Source organism: Kitasatospora sp. NPDC036934, assembly GCF_055608425.1.
In genome coordinates this window covers 49,272-65,784 of record NZ_JBVJQR010000020.1, presented here as the reverse complement: position 1 = coordinate 65,784, position 16,513 = coordinate 49,272, and the positions used below count along the sequence as shown (strand labels likewise).

General features: G+C 72.0%; 13 protein-coding genes. 8 read left to right on the top strand and 5 right to left on the bottom strand.

Annotation, left to right across the window (positions count from 1 at the left end):
* Positions 1 to 29: 29 nt before the first annotated feature.
* Positions 30 to 1,352 (top strand): ricin-type beta-trefoil lectin domain protein, encoded by a 1,323-nt coding sequence (locus ACZ7BZ_RS27600; RefSeq protein WP_470360689.1) that lies wholly within the window; start codon positions 30 to 32, stop codon positions 1,350 to 1,352.
* Between the two features lie 58 nt (positions 1,353 to 1,410).
* On the opposite strand, the gene ACZ7BZ_RS27595 is transcribed toward ACZ7BZ_RS27600, so the two are convergent.
* The 4 genes from ACZ7BZ_RS27595 to ACZ7BZ_RS27580 are packed head-to-tail and all read right to left on the bottom strand — an operon-like array spanning position 1,411 to position 6,864.
* Complete coding sequence (locus ACZ7BZ_RS27595) at positions 1,411 to 3,828, bottom strand: beta-xylosidase/alpha-l-arabinosidase (protein WP_470360688.1); 2,418 nt, start codon at positions 3,826 to 3,828, stop codon at positions 1,411 to 1,413.
* Entirely contained in the window at positions 3,825 to 4,643 is an 819-nt protein-coding gene (locus ACZ7BZ_RS27590) for a carbohydrate ABC transporter permease (RefSeq protein ID WP_470360687.1), read from the bottom strand. Before ACZ7BZ_RS27590 ends, ACZ7BZ_RS27595 begins: the two co-directional genes overlap by 4 nt.
* Positions 4,643 to 5,575: a carbohydrate ABC transporter permease gene (locus ACZ7BZ_RS27585; protein WP_470360686.1), complete on the bottom strand. Its 933-nt coding sequence runs from the start codon at positions 5,573 to 5,575 to the stop codon at positions 4,643 to 4,645. Before ACZ7BZ_RS27585 ends, ACZ7BZ_RS27590 begins: the two co-directional genes overlap by 1 nt.
* The gene (locus tag ACZ7BZ_RS27580) at positions 5,572 to 6,864 is read right to left on the bottom strand and encodes an ABC transporter substrate-binding protein (RefSeq protein ID WP_470360685.1); all 1,293 of its coding nucleotides are present in this window, start codon (positions 6,862 to 6,864) and stop codon (positions 5,572 to 5,574) included. The genes ACZ7BZ_RS27585 and ACZ7BZ_RS27580 overlap by 4 nt, the downstream gene beginning before the upstream one ends.
* Positions 6,865 to 7,073: 209 nt before the next feature.
* Between ACZ7BZ_RS27580 and ACZ7BZ_RS27575 the strand changes: the two genes are divergently transcribed.
* Positions 7,074 to 8,105: a LacI family DNA-binding transcriptional regulator gene (locus ACZ7BZ_RS27575; RefSeq protein WP_470360684.1), complete on the top strand. Its 1,032-nt coding sequence runs from the start codon at positions 7,074 to 7,076 to the stop codon at positions 8,103 to 8,105.
* A 158-nt stretch (positions 8,106 to 8,263) separates the two neighbouring features.
* Entirely contained in the window at positions 8,264 to 8,803 is a 540-nt protein-coding gene (locus ACZ7BZ_RS27570) for a P-loop NTPase family protein (protein ID WP_470360683.1), read from the top strand.
* Positions 8,804 to 8,885: 82 nt separating this feature from the next.
* Here the strand turns inward: ACZ7BZ_RS27570 and ACZ7BZ_RS27565 are convergent, their stop codons facing one another.
* Complete coding sequence (locus ACZ7BZ_RS27565; protein WP_470360682.1) at positions 8,886 to 10,370, bottom strand: endo-1,4-beta-xylanase; 1,485 nt, start codon at positions 10,368 to 10,370, stop codon at positions 8,886 to 8,888.
* A gap of 381 nt (positions 10,371 to 10,751) precedes the next feature.
* Between ACZ7BZ_RS27565 and ACZ7BZ_RS27560 the strand changes: the two genes are divergently transcribed.
* From ACZ7BZ_RS27560 to ACZ7BZ_RS27540, 5 genes are read left to right on the top strand one after another with little or no spacing between them, the layout of a single operon-like run.
* The gene (locus tag ACZ7BZ_RS27560) at positions 10,752 to 11,894 is read left to right on the top strand and encodes a radical SAM protein (protein ID WP_470360681.1); all 1,143 of its coding nucleotides are present in this window, start codon (positions 10,752 to 10,754) and stop codon (positions 11,892 to 11,894) included.
* A gap of 49 nt (positions 11,895 to 11,943) precedes the next feature.
* Positions 11,944 to 13,500, top strand: a complete 1,557-nt coding sequence (locus ACZ7BZ_RS27555) for a flavin-containing monooxygenase (RefSeq protein ID WP_470360680.1) — start codon at positions 11,944 to 11,946, stop codon at positions 13,498 to 13,500.
* Positions 13,497 to 14,765 (top strand): sugar efflux transporter, encoded by a 1,269-nt coding sequence (locus ACZ7BZ_RS27550; protein WP_470360679.1) that lies wholly within the window; start codon positions 13,497 to 13,499, stop codon positions 14,763 to 14,765. The genes ACZ7BZ_RS27555 and ACZ7BZ_RS27550 overlap by 4 nt, the downstream gene beginning before the upstream one ends.
* The gene (locus tag ACZ7BZ_RS27545) at positions 14,762 to 15,709 is read left to right on the top strand and encodes a glycosyltransferase (protein ID WP_470360678.1); all 948 of its coding nucleotides are present in this window, start codon (positions 14,762 to 14,764) and stop codon (positions 15,707 to 15,709) included. The genes ACZ7BZ_RS27550 and ACZ7BZ_RS27545 overlap by 4 nt, the downstream gene beginning before the upstream one ends.
* On the top strand, positions 15,706 to 16,497 hold the full coding sequence (locus ACZ7BZ_RS27540) for a PIG-L deacetylase family protein (RefSeq protein ID WP_470360677.1): 792 nt from the start codon (positions 15,706 to 15,708) through the stop codon (positions 16,495 to 16,497). The genes ACZ7BZ_RS27545 and ACZ7BZ_RS27540 overlap by 4 nt, the downstream gene beginning before the upstream one ends.
* Positions 16,498 to 16,513: the final 16 nt, after the last annotated feature.

Genomic DNA, 16,513 nt, shown 5'->3' with positions numbered 1-16,513 from the left:
CTGCCGCAGCGCAGCGTGAAGGAGAGCACATGTCACGCAGATCCCCGTTCGCGCCCCTGGTGGCCCTGGTGGCCTTCGTCGTGGCCGTGTTCGGCCTGGTTCCGGGCACCGCCACGGCCGCCTCCCCGGTCACGGCCGCCGCGGGCACGGCCGGTTGCGGCAGCGCACCGCTGGCGAGCGGCACCCACACGATCAACAGCGGCGGCCAGAACCGCACGTACATCCTGCGGGTCCCTGCCGGGTACGACCGCAACCACCCCTACCGGCTGGTCTTCGGATTCCACTGGCGGGGCGGCACCGCCGACCAGGTCGACTCCGGCGGCACCGACGGCTACAACTGGTCCTACTACGGCCTGCGGAAGCTGGCGGACGCCGCCGGCAACGGCACCGTCTTCGTCGCGCCCCAGGGCAACGGCGACGGCTGGGCCAACCCCGACGGGCAGGACCTCGCCTTCGTCGACGACATGGTCCGCCAGCTCGAAGCCGGCCTGTGCATCGACCAGACCCAGCTCTTCGCCGGGGGTTTCAGCTACGGCGGCGCGATGAGCTACGCGATCGCCTGTGCCCGGCCGACGGTCTTCCGCGCGGTCGCGGTCTACTCGGGCGCGAACCTCAGCGGCTGCAACGGCGGGAGCCAGCCGATCGCCTACATGGGGCTGCACGGCCTCCGGGACAACGTCCTGGGCATCGACGGCGGGCGGGCCCTGCGCGACCAGTTCGTCCGGAACAACGGCTGCAACGCGCAGAATCCGCCCGAGCCGGCGTACGGCAGCCTGACGCACGTCGTCACCGCCTACTCGGGGTGCAAGTCCGGGTATCCGGTGGTCTGGGCCGCGTTCGACGGGGCGGGCCACGACCCGGGCCCGATCGACGGCTGCACCTGCGACGGCTGGCGGACCTGGACGTCCGGCGAGGTGTGGAAGTTCTTCGGCCAGTTCGGCTCCTCCACCCCCGCTCCGCCGTCCGGCGGCAGCCAGCAGATCGTGGGCCAGGCCTCGGGCCGCTGCGTGGACATCAACCAGTCCTCCACCGCCAACGGTACCCAGGCCCAGCTGTGGGACTGCAACGGCGGCACCAACCAGCGGTGGACCTCCACGGCGGGCAAGCAGCTCACGGTCTACGGCACCAAGTGCCTGGCCGCCGCGGGCACCGGCAACGGCGCAGCGGCGGTGATCGCGGACTGCACCGGCGGGGCCGACCAGCAGTGGAACCTCGGCTCCGACGGCACCATCACCGGGGTGCAGTCGGGTCTGTGCCTGGACGCTTCCGGCACGGGCACGGCGAACGGGACGAAGATCCAGCTCTGGGCCTGCTCGGGCGCGGGCAACCAGCACTGGACCCTGCGCAGCTGAAACAACGCCGTACGGCCGGCCCCGCCAGGGTGCGGGACCGGCCGTACGGCATCCGCCGTTACGGCGCGCCGGTCGGCGCGAGCGCGTGGACGGTGAGGGTCGGGTGCAGCCGCCGGGTGTGGTCGACCGGGCGGACCGGGCCGGTGAGCCGCAGCGGCGCGGTGAGCCGGTGGTCGGTGCTGGAGGCGGAGATCCGCAGTTCCAGGGCGCCGGCTTCGACGATCCGCCGGCCGTCGCGGCCGGTGAAGGAGGCCAGGTCGGCGGGGACGGTCAGCTCCACCCGGCAGCCCGCGCCGGCGTCCAGCGGGATCCGGCGGTAGCCGATCAGCCGCTGCACCGGCTGGACGACGGAGGCCACCGGGTCGTGGAGGTAGAGCTGCACCACCTCGGTGCCCGCCCGGGTGCCGGTGTTGTGCAGCTCGAAGGCCAGCCGGAACGCGCCGTCGGTGCCCGTCTCGGCGGTCGCCACCGCGAGGGCGGACCAGCTGAACTCGCTGTAGCCGAGCCCGTGGCCGAAGCCGAAGGCCGGAGTCGGGTCGGTGCTGGAGACCCCGCCGGCCTGGGCCAGCCGGGCGGCCAGGTAGGTGGAGGGCTGGACCCCGGGGTGGGCGGGGACGGAGACGGGCAGCCGCCCGGACGGGTTGACCCGGCCGCTCAGCACCCCGGCGAGCGCCTTCGTCCCGGCCTCTCCGGGGAAGAAGCACTGGACGATCCCGGCCGCCTCGGTGACGGCGCGGCCCAGCGCGTACGGCCGCCCGGCCAGCAGGGTGACCACCGCGGGCGTCCCGACGTCCAGCACCGCCTCCAGCAACTCCCGCTGCTTGCCGGGCAGTTCGAGCGACTCGACGTCGCAGCCCTCGCCGCTGGTGCCGCGCCCGAACAGTCCGGCCCGGTCGCCGAGGGCGAGCACCACCACATCGGCCCACCGGGCGGCCTCGACCGCCTCGGCGAGGCCGGCGGTCTCCTCGCCGTCGACCGTCACGCCGAGCACCGTGCGCAGCTCGGCGCCCTCGAACTCGGCCGCCAACGCCTCGCGCAGGGTGGGGAGTTCGATGCCGAGCGGCGTCCCGGGGTGCTGGCTGCCGACGTGCACCGGGAAGGAGTAGCAGCCGAGCACCGCGGTGGGCTCCTCGGCGTTCGGGCCGATCAGCGCGATCCGGGCGGGGCCGCGCAACGGCAGCAGGCCGTCGTTGCGCAGCAGCACCACGGCCTGCTCGGCGAGCTCGGCGGCGAGGGCGCGGTTGGCGGGGCGGTCCAGGTCGACCAGGCCGCGCAGCGCCGCCGGGTCGCCCGGGTCCGCGTCGGCGAGGGCGGCCGGGACGGGGTTCCAGTCAGCGTCCAGCAGCCCGAGTTCGGCCTTCTGGACGAGGACCCGGCGCAGCGCCCGGTCGATCAGCCGCTCCGGGACGCTGCCCGCCACGACGGCGTCGAACAGCGGCTGTCCGTAGGCGTCGACGGTCGGCAGTTCGACGTCGACTCCCCCGGCCAGGGCGAGCCCGGCGGCGTCGGAGCGGTCCTCGGCCACGCCGTGCAGGGTGGCGAGGAAGGCGACGGCGAAGTAGTCGGCGACCACCGTGCCGGTGAATCCCCAGGTGTCCCGGAGGAGTTCGGTCAGCAGGGCCTGGTCAGCGGTGGAGGGAAGGCCGTCGGTGTCGGTGTAGGCGGGCATGATCGAGCGGGGCCGGCCCTCCCGGACGGTCATCTCGAAGGGCGGCAGGATGACGTCGGCGCGCTCGCGCGGGCCCATCGAGACGGGGGCGAGGTTGCGTCCGGCGCGGGAGGCGGAGTAGCCCGCGAAGTGCTTGAGGGTGGCGACGACCCCGGCCGACTCCAGGCCCTGGACGTACGCGGTGGCGATGGAGCCGACCAGGTACGGGTCCTCGCCGATGGTCTCCTCGACCCGGCCCCAGCGGGCGTCGCGGACCACGTCGAGCACCGGGGCCAGCCCCTGGTGCACGCCGACGGAACGCATGTCGCGGCCGATCGCGGCGGCCATCCGCCGGACCAGCTCCGGGTCGAAGGCGGCGCCCCAGGAGAGCGGGACGGGGTAAGCCGTGGCCCCCCAGGCGGCGAGGCCGGCCAGGCACTCCTCGTGCGCGAGGGCCGGGATGCCGAAGCGGTTGGCGGCGACGATCCGCTGCTGGGTGCGCAGCAGCGAGAGGGCGCCGAGCGCCGGGTCGACCGGGGTGGTGCCGAACGGCCGGGTCAGCTGGCCGAGCCCGAAGGGCAGCAGGGAGCCGAGGTCGGGCTGCGGCGTCATCTCGTGCTGGTGCGGGGCGACTTCCTCGCCGTCCGGGTCGGCGCCGACCCAGACCCCGACCAGTTGGGCGGTCTTCTCCCGCAGGGTCATCGCGGCGATCAGGGCGTCGGCCCGGGCCTCGGGGGTGAGCGTGGGGTCGTGCCACGCGGCCTCGGACGCGGACGCCGACTCGGTCGGGAGCCCGAGCTCGGGCGCGGGCTTGCGGTGGTCGTTCATTTTCCTCCGACCCCCGTCAGGCCCTGGACCAGGGCGCGGCGGGCGAACAGGTAGACGACGAGGACGGGGAGCATGGACAGCACGACGGCGCTGAGCAGTCCGGGGACGTCCACGCCGTGCTCGGTCTGGAACTCGTACAGGCCGAGGGTGACGACCTTGGTGGATTCGGACTGGGTGAGGATCAGCGGGAAGAGAAAGCCGTTCCAGGCCTGGAGGGCGGCGAAGACCGTGATCGAGGCCAGTCCGCCCTTGGACATCGGGAGCACCAGCTGCCGGAACACCCGGGCCGGGGAGGCGCCGTCCATCGCCATCGCCTCGTACAGCTCGGGGCCGATGTCACGCATCGCGCCGGTCAGCACCAGGGTGCAGACCGGCAGGCAGAAGGCCGCGGTCGGCAGGATGACGCCGATCAGGTGGTCGTACAGGCCGGTCTTGCTGATGACGTAGAACATCGGCACGATCACCGCCTGGGCGGGGATCGCCAGGCCCAGCAGGAACAGCCGGAACACCCAGCCGGTCGCCCGGCCGCGGGCGCGGACGATGGCGTAGGCGAGCGGCGGGACGACCAGCAGGACGATGGCGACCACGCCGACCGTGACGGTCAGGGTGTTGAGGAAGTCCTGGCCGAAGCCGCTGGAGAGGTCGGTCAGGTAGTTCTGCACCGTCCACTCGGCGGGCAGACCGAGCGGGCCCTCGGTGGAGTAGTCGGCGCGGGTGCGGAAGGTGGCGATCAGCAGCACGTAAAGCGGCAGGCCGACCAGCACCAGCCAGACCAGCGAGCCGAACCCGGCGAGGACGTTGGGGCGTCGGCGCATCACAGGCCCTCCGTCGTGCCGCGCATCTTGTCGTAGCCGGAGACCCGGACCACCACCAGCGAGATCAGGGTGGCGACCACCACCAGGACCAGCGCGATCGCCGAGCCGACGCCGAAGTCGAAGCCCTTGAAGGCCTTCTGGTACATGTAGTAGGCCGTCACGGTGGTGTCGTTGCCGGGGCCGCCCTGGGTGAGGATCAGCACCGTGTCGAAGGTGGTCAGGCCTCCGACCACCATGAGGATCATCGAGGTGATGACGGTGTTGCGCAGCTGCGGCAGGGTGATGTGGAAGAACTGCCGCACCCGGCCCGCGCCGTCGACCGCCGCGGCCTGGTAGAGCACCTGGGGGATCGCCCGGGCCCCGCCCTGGTAGATCAGCGCGTGCAGCGGGGTGAACTGCCAAACGCCGACGAAGGTCAGCACGCCGATCGCCCCGCCCTTGGTGCCGAGCAGGTTGCCGTCGCCGAACAGCCAGGTGAGCTCGGCCGGTACGCCGAAGTTGGGATCGAGCACGGCCCGCCACACCACCGAGACGGCGGTCGCCGAGAGCAGCAGCGGCACGAAGTAGATCGCCGAGAGCACGGCCCGGTTGCGCTGCTTGCCGGCGGCCCAGACGCCGAGCAGGATGCTGACCGGCGTCTGGGTCACCACCCCGAGGACGGTGAGCAGCAGGGTGGTCCAGATGGACTCGAGCATCACCGGGTCGTCGATCAGGGCCGTCCAGTTCTCCAGGCCGTTGAAGCGCGGTTCGCCGATGCCGTCCCAGCTGGTGAAGGAGAGCACGACGACCAGCAGCAGCGGTGTGAGCGCGAACAACAGGAAGAACACGGCCGCCGGGAGGGCCCAGACGAAGCCCGGGCGGGTCGCCCCCGCGCCGGGCTTCGTACGGCGGGCCGTACGGCGTGTCACCCGGCTCGTCGCCAGGCTGGTCATGAGGTCGGCAAGGCCTGCATGGCCTTGATGAAGCCGTCGGCGTCGAGCCTGCCGTCGAAGAACTGCTGGACGGCGGTGTGCATCGGGGTCATCGCGCTCGGCGGGTAGGCCTGGTCCCAGGAGAGCTGGAACGAGGGCGCGGCCTTGACCAGCTGGTACTGGTCCTTGGAGTAGGCGGGGCTGGCGGAGAGGTCGAGGTGGTCGAGGGTGTTGGTGGTGGTCGGCAGGTTGCCGATCGCCAGCTGGGCCTTCACGAACTCCTCGGAGTACATCAGCTTGAGGAAGGCCGCGGCGGCCTCCGGGTGCTTGGTCTTCTTCAGCACGGAGTAGAAGTTGTTGGTGTTGCCGACGACGTCGGCCGGGTCGCCCTTGCCGCCGCTCAGGGACGGGAAGCCGGTGTAGCCGAGGCCGGACTTGGCGAAGTCCGGGTTGGCGTCCTGCTGGGTGGAGTAGTACCAGGAGCCCATCAGCTCGAAGCCGGCCTTGCCCTTGGCGACCAGGGCCGGGGAGCCGCCGTCGGTGAACTTGACGGAGTCGTAGTTGGTCCCGAAGGCCCCGGAGTCGACCAGCTGCTTGAGGGTGTCCAACGCCTTGCGGCTGTCCTCGCTCGCCCAGGCCTCCTTGTCGCCGCCGAGGGCCTTCTGGAACAGGCCGGGGCCGGCGATCCGGTCGTAGAGGTACTCGAACCACATCATGGTGGGCCACTGGTCGCCGCCGCCGAGCGAGATCGGGGTGACGCCCTTGGCCTTCAGGGCCTTGGTGGCGGCCACCAGCTCGTCCCAGGTCTTCGGCGGGGTGATGCCCGCGTCGGCGAGCACCTTCTTGTTGTGGAACAGCAGCACCGGCTGGGTACCGCGCATCGGCACCCCGTACGCCTTGCCGTCGATCACCGCCGAGTTGAAGACCGAGGGCAGGAAGTTGTCCTTGAGGCCCGGGTCCTTGGCGATGAAGTCGTCCAGCGGGAGCAGCAGGTCCGCCTTGACGAACGGCTGGATGGAACCGCCGCCCCAGTTGAAGAACACGTCCGGGGCCCGCGAGCTGTTGATCACGGTCTGGAGCTTCTGCTGGTAGTCCGCACCGGGGACGGTGTCGAGCACCGCCTTGACCTTGGAGGTCTTGTTGAAGGTCTCGATGATCTGCTTCTCGACCTTGTTGCCGGCGTCCCCGTAGACCAGCACGTGGATCGTGCCGTCCCCGGAGTCGGAGGAGGAGCTCCCGGAGCCGCAGGCCGCGGACGTACCCAGGACGAGTGCGGTGACCGCGGTGACCGCGGCGAGTTTGGATCGCATATCCTGCCCTCAGTTTCGAATGTTTCGAGCAAGTTGCCGAATGTTGTGGGAAACCTAGATCCGACCTGACCGCTCGTCAAGAGTGCTGACAGGATCGGTTCCGGTCCACCGGCGGGCTAGCATCCCCTGCGGTGCGGACCGCCCGGGACCGTGCCGGACAGCCATCCACGACGGAGTTCGCCCAGCAAGGGGCGGTGCAGGAGGAACCCGTGAACAGAGCGGCCACGCTCGCCGAGATCGCCCAGGAGGCCGGGGTCTCCGCCCCGACTGTTTCGAAAGTCCTGAACGGACGCGCCGATGTCGCCCCGGCCACCCGGGAGCGGGTGGAGGCACTGCTCCAGCAGTACGGCTACCGGCGGCGCCGCGGCAACCGCCAGACCAGCCCGCTGCTGGAACTGGTCTTCCACGAACTGGAGAGCGCCTGGGCGGTGGAGGTGATCCGCGGCGTCGAGAACGCCGTCCGCGAGGAGGGCCTGAGCATAGTGCTCTCCGAGTCCGCCGAACGGCACGGCCCCGGGCAGTCCTGGGTGGACGGGGTGCTCGCCAGGCGGCCCACCGGCGTGGTACTGGTGCTCTCCGACCTGGACCGCGCGCTGCGCGAGCAACTCGCCCGCCGGGACATCCCCTTCGTGGTGCTGGACCCGGCCGGCGACCCCGGCCAGGAGGTGCCCGCCGTCGGCACCACCAACTGGGACGGCGGCCTCGCCGCCACCCGGCACCTGCTCGACCTCGGCCACCGCCGGATCGGCCTGATCGGCGGCCCCGCCCGGATGATGTGCAGCCGGGCCCGCGCCGACGGCTACCGGGCGGCGCTCGACATGGCCGGCCTCCCGTACGACCCGGCGCTGGTCCGCGAGGGCGACTTCCACCACGAGTCCGGGCGCCGGCTCGGCCTCGAACTGCTGCGCCTGCCGGACCGGCCCACCGCCGTGTTCGCCGGGAACGACCTCCAGGCGCTCGGCCTGTACGAGGCCGCCCGCGAACTGGGGCTGCGCATCCCGGAGGACCTCAGCGTGGTCGGCTTCGACGACCTCCCGCTGGCCCGCTGGGTCGGCCCGCCGCTGACCACCGTGCGCCAGCCGCTGACCGAGATGGCCGAGACGGCGACCCGCCTGGTGATCGACCTGGCCCGGGGGGTGCGGCCCGGCACGCTCCGGGTGGACCTGGCCACCCGGCTGGTCGAGCGCAGCAGCACTGCGCCGCCACGCGCGGCCGGTGGCGAAGCGGAGGTGCCCGGCTGAGGGGGCGTCGGGCGGACCGGGCGGAAGGCGGCCACGTGCCCGTCCGCCCGGCGGGCGAGGCACGGTCGCGCGGTGGGCGAGGCACGGTCGCGCGGCAGAGGACGGCCTCGCGGCGGAAAGCGATTGCGCGGCCGGGGGCAGCTCGGCAGGGTGGCCGCATGGCAGGGCGAACCGTGGTGGTGGGAGCGGCCGGTGCGGGCAAGACCACGCTGGCCGGGGAGTTGGCCGCCCGGGCCGGGGCCCGGCTGACCGACCTCGATCCGCTGTTCTGGGGGCCCGGGTGGAGCCGCCGGCCGACGGCGGAGTTCCGGGCCGAGGTCGGCCGCCTGGCTGCGGGCGGGCGGTGGGTGGTGGCGGGCAGCTACCTGCCGCAGGTCGCGGACGTGCTCTGGCCCCGGGCGGAGGTGCTGGTGTGGCTGGACCTGCCGCGCCGAGTGTCGTTCGCCCGGGTGGTCCGCCGGACGGCGCGTCAGCTGCTGCGCGGCGAGGAGGTGCTCCCGGGGTGCCACCAGTCGCTGCGCGCGGTCTGGCGGGACGGCCTGCTCGGCTCGGCGTGGCGCGCCCCCGGCCAATTCCGGGTCGCGGTTCCGGAGCTGCTGAGCCGACCGGAGTGCCGCCCGGCCCGGGTGGTGCGGCTGCGCTCGACCCGCCAGGTCGAGCGCTGGCTCCGGGCTGCGAGCGAACCCCGAGAACCCTGAGGACGACGGCACGGCCGGACGGCCCGGGAGACCCGGTGCCGTCCGGCCGCACGACGACCGTGCTGTCATGCCTTCCGTGTCGTCAGCCGAGGGTCCACTTCTGGTTGCTGCCGCCGCTGCAGCTCCACAGCTGGACCAGGGCGCCGTCGGCGGTGGAGGCGCCGGTCACGTCCAGGCAGAGGCCGGACTGGACGCCGGTGACGGTGCCGTCGGTGTTGAGGCGCCACTGCTGGTTGGCCTGGCCGTTGCACGTCCAGAGGACCGCCTTGGTGCCGTTGGCCGTACCCTGCCCGGAGGCGTCCAGGCACAGCCGGCTGGTGCCGTCGTAGACGCTGAGCTGGTTGTCCGAGGTGTGGGTCCAGACCTGGTTGCTCCCGCCCCAGCAGCTGTAGATCTGCACCTGGGTGCCCAACGTGGTGGAGCTGTTCGGCACGTCGAGGCACTTGCCGGCGCCGGTCGCCCGCAGGGCGCCCGTGGTGCCGGTGCCACCGCCGCCGGGCGTGGGGGTGCCCGAACCACCGAGCGCGGAGAGCGCCGAGTAGAAGGCCGGCTTGGGCTGGTCGTTGCCGTCGTACATGGTGGCCGCGCCTGTCCCGGGGAAGGTGCCGGGGATCCAGGAATGGGCGTCGTCCACGCCCCACTGGCTCACGCCCACACAGCGGGAGACGGCCAGGCAGGCCCGCACCACTGCGGCGTAGTCGTTGCCCTGCTGCTGCAGGGCCGCGCTGGAGGCCGGGAGCTGGATCCGGTCGTCGAGCTCGGTGACGGCCACGTCCAGGCCCAGGTCGGCGAACCGCTGGATGTTGGCCTGGAGGGAGGAGGGCACCTGGCCGAGGATGAAGTGGCTCTCCAGCCCGATGCCGCCCAGCGGCACCCCCTGGGCGAGCAGCGACTGCGCCAGGCGGTAGAGGGCGTCGCTCTTCGCGTTGACGCCCTCGATGTTGTAGTCGTTGATGTAGAGCTTGGCGCCCGGGTCGGCGGCGTGCGCGGCACGCAGCGCGTAGGCGAAGTAGTCGCTGCCCATCGCCCGGTAGAACGCGTGCTGGACGAAGGAACCGTCCTCGTTGAAGGGCTCGTTGACGACGTCCCAGGCGTAGAGCTGGCCCTTGTAGTGGCCGACCTCGCCGGCGATGTGGGACTCCATCGCGGAGCGCACCTGGTTCTGCGGCAGGTTCGAGACCCAGGCCGGGAGCTGGTTCTGCCACACCAGGTTGTGGCCGCGCACCCGCATGCCCTTCGACCGGGCGAACTGCACGAGCTGGTCGCCCGGCCCGAAGTTGAACGAGCCGCGGGACGGTTCGACGGTGTCCCACTTCATCTCGTTGGCCGGGGTGAGCATGTCGAACTGCGCTCCGGCGACGGCGACCTCGCCGGGGACGTTGAGGTCGCCGCGCTCGATCGCGGTGCCGAAGTAGCGGCCCTTCGCTTCCGCGGCCGCCCTCAGAGTGCCGTCGGCCGCCGCGGCCGGGGTGGCCACGGCCAGCGCGCCGGTCGCGAGCACCAGCGCCAGGACCAGGGCGGCTGTCCAGGCGCGGTGCATTCCGATCAGGATCCTGCGAAGAGGCATGGTCGACCTCCGGGGTCGCTCCGTGGGGGGTGGGGTGTGAACACCCGCGTAGCCAGCGGACCTTGCCGCACGGGTGAGGACGGTGGTGGGGCCGTCGGTTCGGGGGGGCGGGAGCCTCGCAGCAGTGGATTGCGCTCCCGCCGCTAGGTAACTCGCCGTGTATGGGACGCGTCAATACGCGGTTGAATGTTTCGACGATGTTTCGGAAACTTCTGGGTTCCCGCACCGAGTCCAGCATGCGGAATGCTCACGGCCAGATTCGTTGACTCGGCACCCCGGGCCGGGCTAGCTTCACCGGACGCGCTTCCAGTTTCCACACGGCATCCTCACACCTCGGAGTGGGAGCGCTCCCAATCGGCTCTGGACAGGAGATGAATCCCTATGGACGAGCCACGCACCCAGCTGGGCGACACCGTCGGCACCCGCTTCGTCGAGCGCAATCTCGACCTCGTCGGCAAGCTCCACCAACGATCCGTCCTCCCCGCCGTCATCGACGTCGCGCAGGGACGGCGACTGGCCTCCCCCCTCGTGGTCGACCTCGACCCGACCACCGTCTGCGACCTGGCCTGCCCGGAGTGCATCTCCTCCCAAGTGCTGCACCACGGGCAGATCGGCCAGGACCGAGTCGTGCAACTCGCCCACGAACTCGCGGACTCCAAGGTCCTCGCCGTGATCCTGATCGGCGGCGGCGAGCCGCTGCTGCACCGCTCCGTCGGTCGGGTGATCGAGGTGCTCCACGAGGCGGGCATCAAGCTCGGCCTGGTGACCAACGGCACCCAGATCCACCGCTACCTCGGCCAACTCGCCGACATGCTCTCCTGGGTGCGGGTGTCGATCGACGCCGGCACCGCCGAGACCTACTCCGCCTTCCGCCCCAGCCGGGGCAAGCACAGCGCGTTCCCCCAAGTCATCGAGAACATGCGGGCGCTGGCCGCCCGCAAGACCGGCCGGCTCGGCTACTCGTTCCTGCTGATGCAGCGCTTCGACCAGGACGGCAAGGTCACCGACTCCAACTACGCCGAGGTCTACCAGGCCGGCGTGCTCGCCAAGGAGATCGGCTGCGACTACTTCGAGGTCAAGGCCATGCTCGACGAGGACCACTACACCGTCAACCAGAGCCCCGAGTCCATCGCGCTCGTCGAGGAGCAGATCGCCCGGCTGCGCGAGCTGGAGGACGACGGCTTCCACATCCTGCACTCCTCCAACTGGCAGGCCGTGCGCCGTAGATCGGACACCGTCCAGGAGAAGGACTACCACCGGTGCTCGATCGCCGAACTGCGCACCACCGTCACCCCGACCGGCGTCTTCGTCTGCCCGTACCACCGGGGCAACCCCAAGGGCCGGATCGGCGACATCAGTCAGCAGACCTTCGCCGAGATGTGGGCCGCCGCCGACACCGGCGTCATCGACCCCGGCCAGGACTGCAGGTTCGTCTGCGCGCGGCACGGCTCCAACCAGGAGATCGCCGCCCTGGCGAGCGGAGCGGAGCGCGAGATGTGCGACGACTTCGACCCTTTCATCTGATGGGACGTCAACTCCGCTGGCCATCGACACCCATGAGACTGGAGACGCGATGAGAACAGTCGTGATCGGAGCCGGTCCCGCAGGGCTCACCTGCATACGGCAGGCCCGCGCCGCCGGCCTCGACGTCAGCTGCCACGAGAAGCGCGAGGATCTCGGCGGCATCTGGAACCCCTCGGGCGGCGGCGCCTACCCGGGAGTGCGCATGCAGAGCTCACGCATGAGCATGCCGTTCAGCGACCACCCGCCCGGCTTCGCCGGCGCCTTCCCGGCGCAGCACGAAGTCCAGGAGTACCTGCGCTCGTACGCCGCCCGGTTCGGCCTGCTCGACGCCGTCACCTTCGGCAGCGAGGTCGTCAAGGTCGTCAAGGCGGAAGGCTCCTGGCAGGTCACCACCCGGACGACGGACGGCCGGCAGCACACCGAGCGGGCCGACGCCGTCCTGGTCGCCAACGGCGAACTCTGGCACCCCCGGCTGCCGGACCGTCTGCCGGCCCCCGGAGCGCCCGTCCAGGTGCTCACCGCGGCCGAGTACCCCGGCTCGGCGGGCTTCGCCGGCCGGCGGGTGCTGGTGGTCGGCGGCGGCGTGAGCGGCGCGGACATCGCCGCCGACCTCGGCACCGCCGCCGCGCACGTCGACTGGTCGGTGCGCCGCCGCCAGCTCTTCCTGCCCCGCATGATCGGCGGCGCCTACAACGACGCGCTCTTCTCGTACGCGGGCCGCGTCGCCGTCGAGGAACTGCCGTACCCCGTCTACCTCGACTGGCTGGCCGAGCTCCTCCCCGAGTACATGGCGATGTACCGGGCCACCGGTCTGCTGCCGGAGGCGGGCTTCCACGGCGCGGTGCACGTCAACGACCGGATCGTCCCCCGGGTCCACGCCGGCGACGTGCACCCGGTGCCGGCCTTCGAGCGCTTCGCCGAGGACGGCACGGTGGAGTTCACGGACGGCTCCCGCCGCGACTACGACGCCGTGGTGCTGTGCCTCGGCTACCAGATGCCCGACTACGGCTTCATCGAGGGGCTGCGCCGCCAGGACCTCTACGAGCACCACTTCTGGCGCCACGACCCGACCCTGGCCGTGGTCAACACGCCGGTGGACACCGAGGCCTTCGGCACGGCCTGCCCGTACTTCGAGGCGGTGGCCGGCTGGGTCGTCTCCGTCCTGACCGGAAAGGCGACGCTGCCCGACGCCCGCGCCCGCGCCGACTGGTGCGAGCGCCACATGGGCGCGCTGGAGGACCGCCGCTACCTCGACTGCTGGCTGGAGACCGTCCGACTGGGTCTGCTCAGCGGAAGCCTGCCGGACCCGGCCGTCGACTTCGCCGCGTACTGGACGGTGGTCTCCAGCCAGGTGGACCCCGCCAATCTGGGGCCCGGCCGAGCGACCGCGCTCCCGGCCGAGCTCGACGGCCGGCTCGACCTCGCCGGCCTGCGGCACCGCATCCTGGCGGCCCTGCCGGCGCACGTCCGCGCACGCCTGCTCGCCGAGGCCGAGATCGACCGGGACGACCTGGCCGCCGCCGCCCGCGTCCCGGCCGGCCGCGAGCTGGCCCCCTGGCTGCCGTACCGGCAACGGGAGAGCGGGCCGAAGGGGGCGACGCCGTGACCCAGGAATCCGTCGGGAGCTCCGCACCCGTCGCCCCGGCCCGGGCTGTCGGCCGATGGCACCTGCTCACCGACCGGTCGGTGCAGAGCCTGATCGCCGCCAACGGCGTGGTCGGGCTGGCCGGCGCCTTCGTGATCCCCACCGTCAGCCTCTTCCTGGCGGACGCCGTCCAGGCGACCCCGCTGATGATCGGCCTGTTCTTCGCCGTCCGGTCGATCGGGGAGATCGGCACCGACCTGGCCATGGGCGTCGTCTCCGACCGGCTGCGCGACCGCCGTACGGTGCTCGTGCTGACGGCGCTGTGCAACGCGGCCGGGGCGCTCTGCTACTCCGTCCTTCGCGACTACTACCTGCTGCTGCCGGCCGGCCTGGTGTGCTTCGGCCTCGGCGGTGCCTGCTTCGGACAACTCTTCGCCTACACCAGGGAGTTGGCCGAGGAACGACAGGTCGACGCACCGTTCTTCAACGGCTTCCAGCGCTCGATCACCTCGCTGGCCTGGGTGGTCGGCCCGCCGGTCGCCTTCTGGCTGGTCGCCCAGTGGTCCTTCACGGTGCTCTACGCGAGCGCGGCCGGCCTGTCCCTGCTCGCCGCGGCGATCTGCCGCTGGGGCCTGCCCGCGCTCCCCCGCCCGGCGGCGGACGACCGGTCCGCCGACACCGCTCCCGGGCTGCGCGGGCTCCTCGCCGGACTCAGTCCGCGCTCCGGCCTGCTGCTCGCGGCGATCGTCCTGCTGCTGGGCGCCAACATGATGTACCAGATCGACCTCTCCCTGCGCATCACCGTCGAACTCCACCAGAGCACCGCCTTCGCCGGCCTGCTGCTCGGGCTGGGCGCGGTGCTGGAGATCCCGCTGATGATCGGGGTCGGGGTCTGGGCCGACCGGATCGGCAAGAACAGGCTGCTGCTCCTGGCCACGCTCTGCGCCACGCTCTTCTTCGCGGTCCTGCCGCTGGTGCACGGCCGCACCCTGCTCCTGCTCCTCCAACTGCCCAACGCCTTCTGGACGGCGGTGGTGATGAACATCCCCGTCGTGATGCTCCAGGACTCCCTGCCCGGGCGCCCCGGCACCGCCTCCTCGCTCTACGCCAGCGCGTTCAAGACCGGCATGTTCCTCGGCGGCCTGGTGGTCGGCACGGTCGCGACCTGGACCGGCTACGGACAGGTCTTCTGGGTGTGCGCCGGCCTCACCGCCCTCGCCGGGCTGCTGATCCTCCTGCCCGGGAGCCCGGGCAGCTCCGAACCCACCGAAGGGAGCGTCCGATGACCGCGCCGCCCGACTGCACGGTGATCGTGCCCACCTACAACCGCTCCGAACTACTGCGGCACACCCTGGACTCACTGGCCCGCCAACGCCTCGCCCCGGGCGGGACCTTCGAGGTGATCGTCGTCGACGACGGCTCCGCCGACGACACCGCCGAGGTCGTCGCCGACCAGCACGACCGGCTCGACCTGCGCTACTTCTTCCAGGAGGACCAGGGCTACCGGGTGGCCACGGCCCGCAACGTCGGCATCCACCACGCCCGCGGCAAGGTCTGCGTCTTCGTCGACTCCGGCGTCCTGCTGCACTCCGGTGCGCTCGCCGCGCACCTCGCCGCCCACGGCGGGTCCGAGCACCCGGTCGCCGTCATGGGCTACGTCCACTGCTTCAACGAGGGCAACGAGGACGGCGAGCAGATCCTCCGGGAGATCGACTTCACCGACCCGGACGCCTCCCTCCGCCGGTTCACCGAGCAGCGGCGGTGGCCGGACCTCCGGGAGAGCTACTACGAGCGCTACGGCGAGGAGCTCGGCGCGCTCACCGCGCCCTGGCTCATGTGGTGGACGTGCCACGTGTCCGCGAACACGGCCCAACTGCGTCGGGTCGGCGGCTTCGACGAGGCGTACCGCTCCTGGGGAGCCGAGGACGTCGACCTCGGCTACCGCCTGCACAGCGCCGGCGCCCGGTTCGTCCTGCGCCGTGACGCCGCCTCGCTGCACGTGCCCCACCCCAAGAGCTACCAGTCCAACATGGCCTCGGCGGCCGCCAACTACCGCTACTTCGCCGAGAAGTTCGACACCCCGGTGGCCAGACTCGTGCCCGGCAACCACTTCGAGGAGATCGAGGACCTCCTGCGCTCCCGCGGGCTCGCCGACGGAGCGGTGACCGACCGCTTCGGGACGGTCACCCGCGCGATCGATCAGGCCGCCGCCGAGGGGAGCAGCAGATGACCCCGCCACTCCTGGGCGCCTGGACCGAATGGCACCTGCGCGCCAAGCGCTCCGAGGGCGCCGCACTGGTCTTCGCGCCGCACCCCGACGACGAGGTGATCGCCTGCGGCGGCACCATCGCCCGGCTGGTCGCCGGGGGCACCCGGGTGCACGTGGTCTTCGCCACGGACGGCGCCATGTCGCACTCCGCGGTGCTCGGCATCCACACCGACCCCACCCCGGCCGAGCTGCGCGAGATCCGCCGCCGGGAGGCCCGGGCGGCTGCCCGGGCACTGGGCCTGCCGGAGGACGCCGTACGGTTCCTCGACTTCCCGGACACCCGGCTCGCCGACCACCTGACGGCGTTCCGCAGCAAGGTCCTGGAGGTGCTCGACACCCATCCGGGGGCAGCCGAGGTCTACCTCCCGCACGAGGTGCGGGAACTCAACGCCGACCACCGGCTGACCGGCGAGACCGTGCTCGGCTGCCTGGCCGAACGCGAACTCTCGCCGACCGTCTACCGCTACGTGGTCTGGGACGAGCGGACGGAGCAGGAGTTCGCCTTCGTCAACCGGAACCCGGCGTCCGGCGGCAGCGGCGCGCCCGAGCAACTGGTCGCCGTCGACATCACCGAGCAACTGCCGATCAAGCGGGCCGCCCTCCGCGAACACCGCACCCAGGTCGAACTGTTCGCCCCGGGGCAGACCCGGCCGGTCGTCCCGGAGCCGTTCCAGGAGCGCGTACTGGCGGCCCGTACCGAGGAGTTCTGGATCAGCGCGCCGGCACCCGCCCGGCCGGAAACGGAGTGACACCGTGCCAGAAACG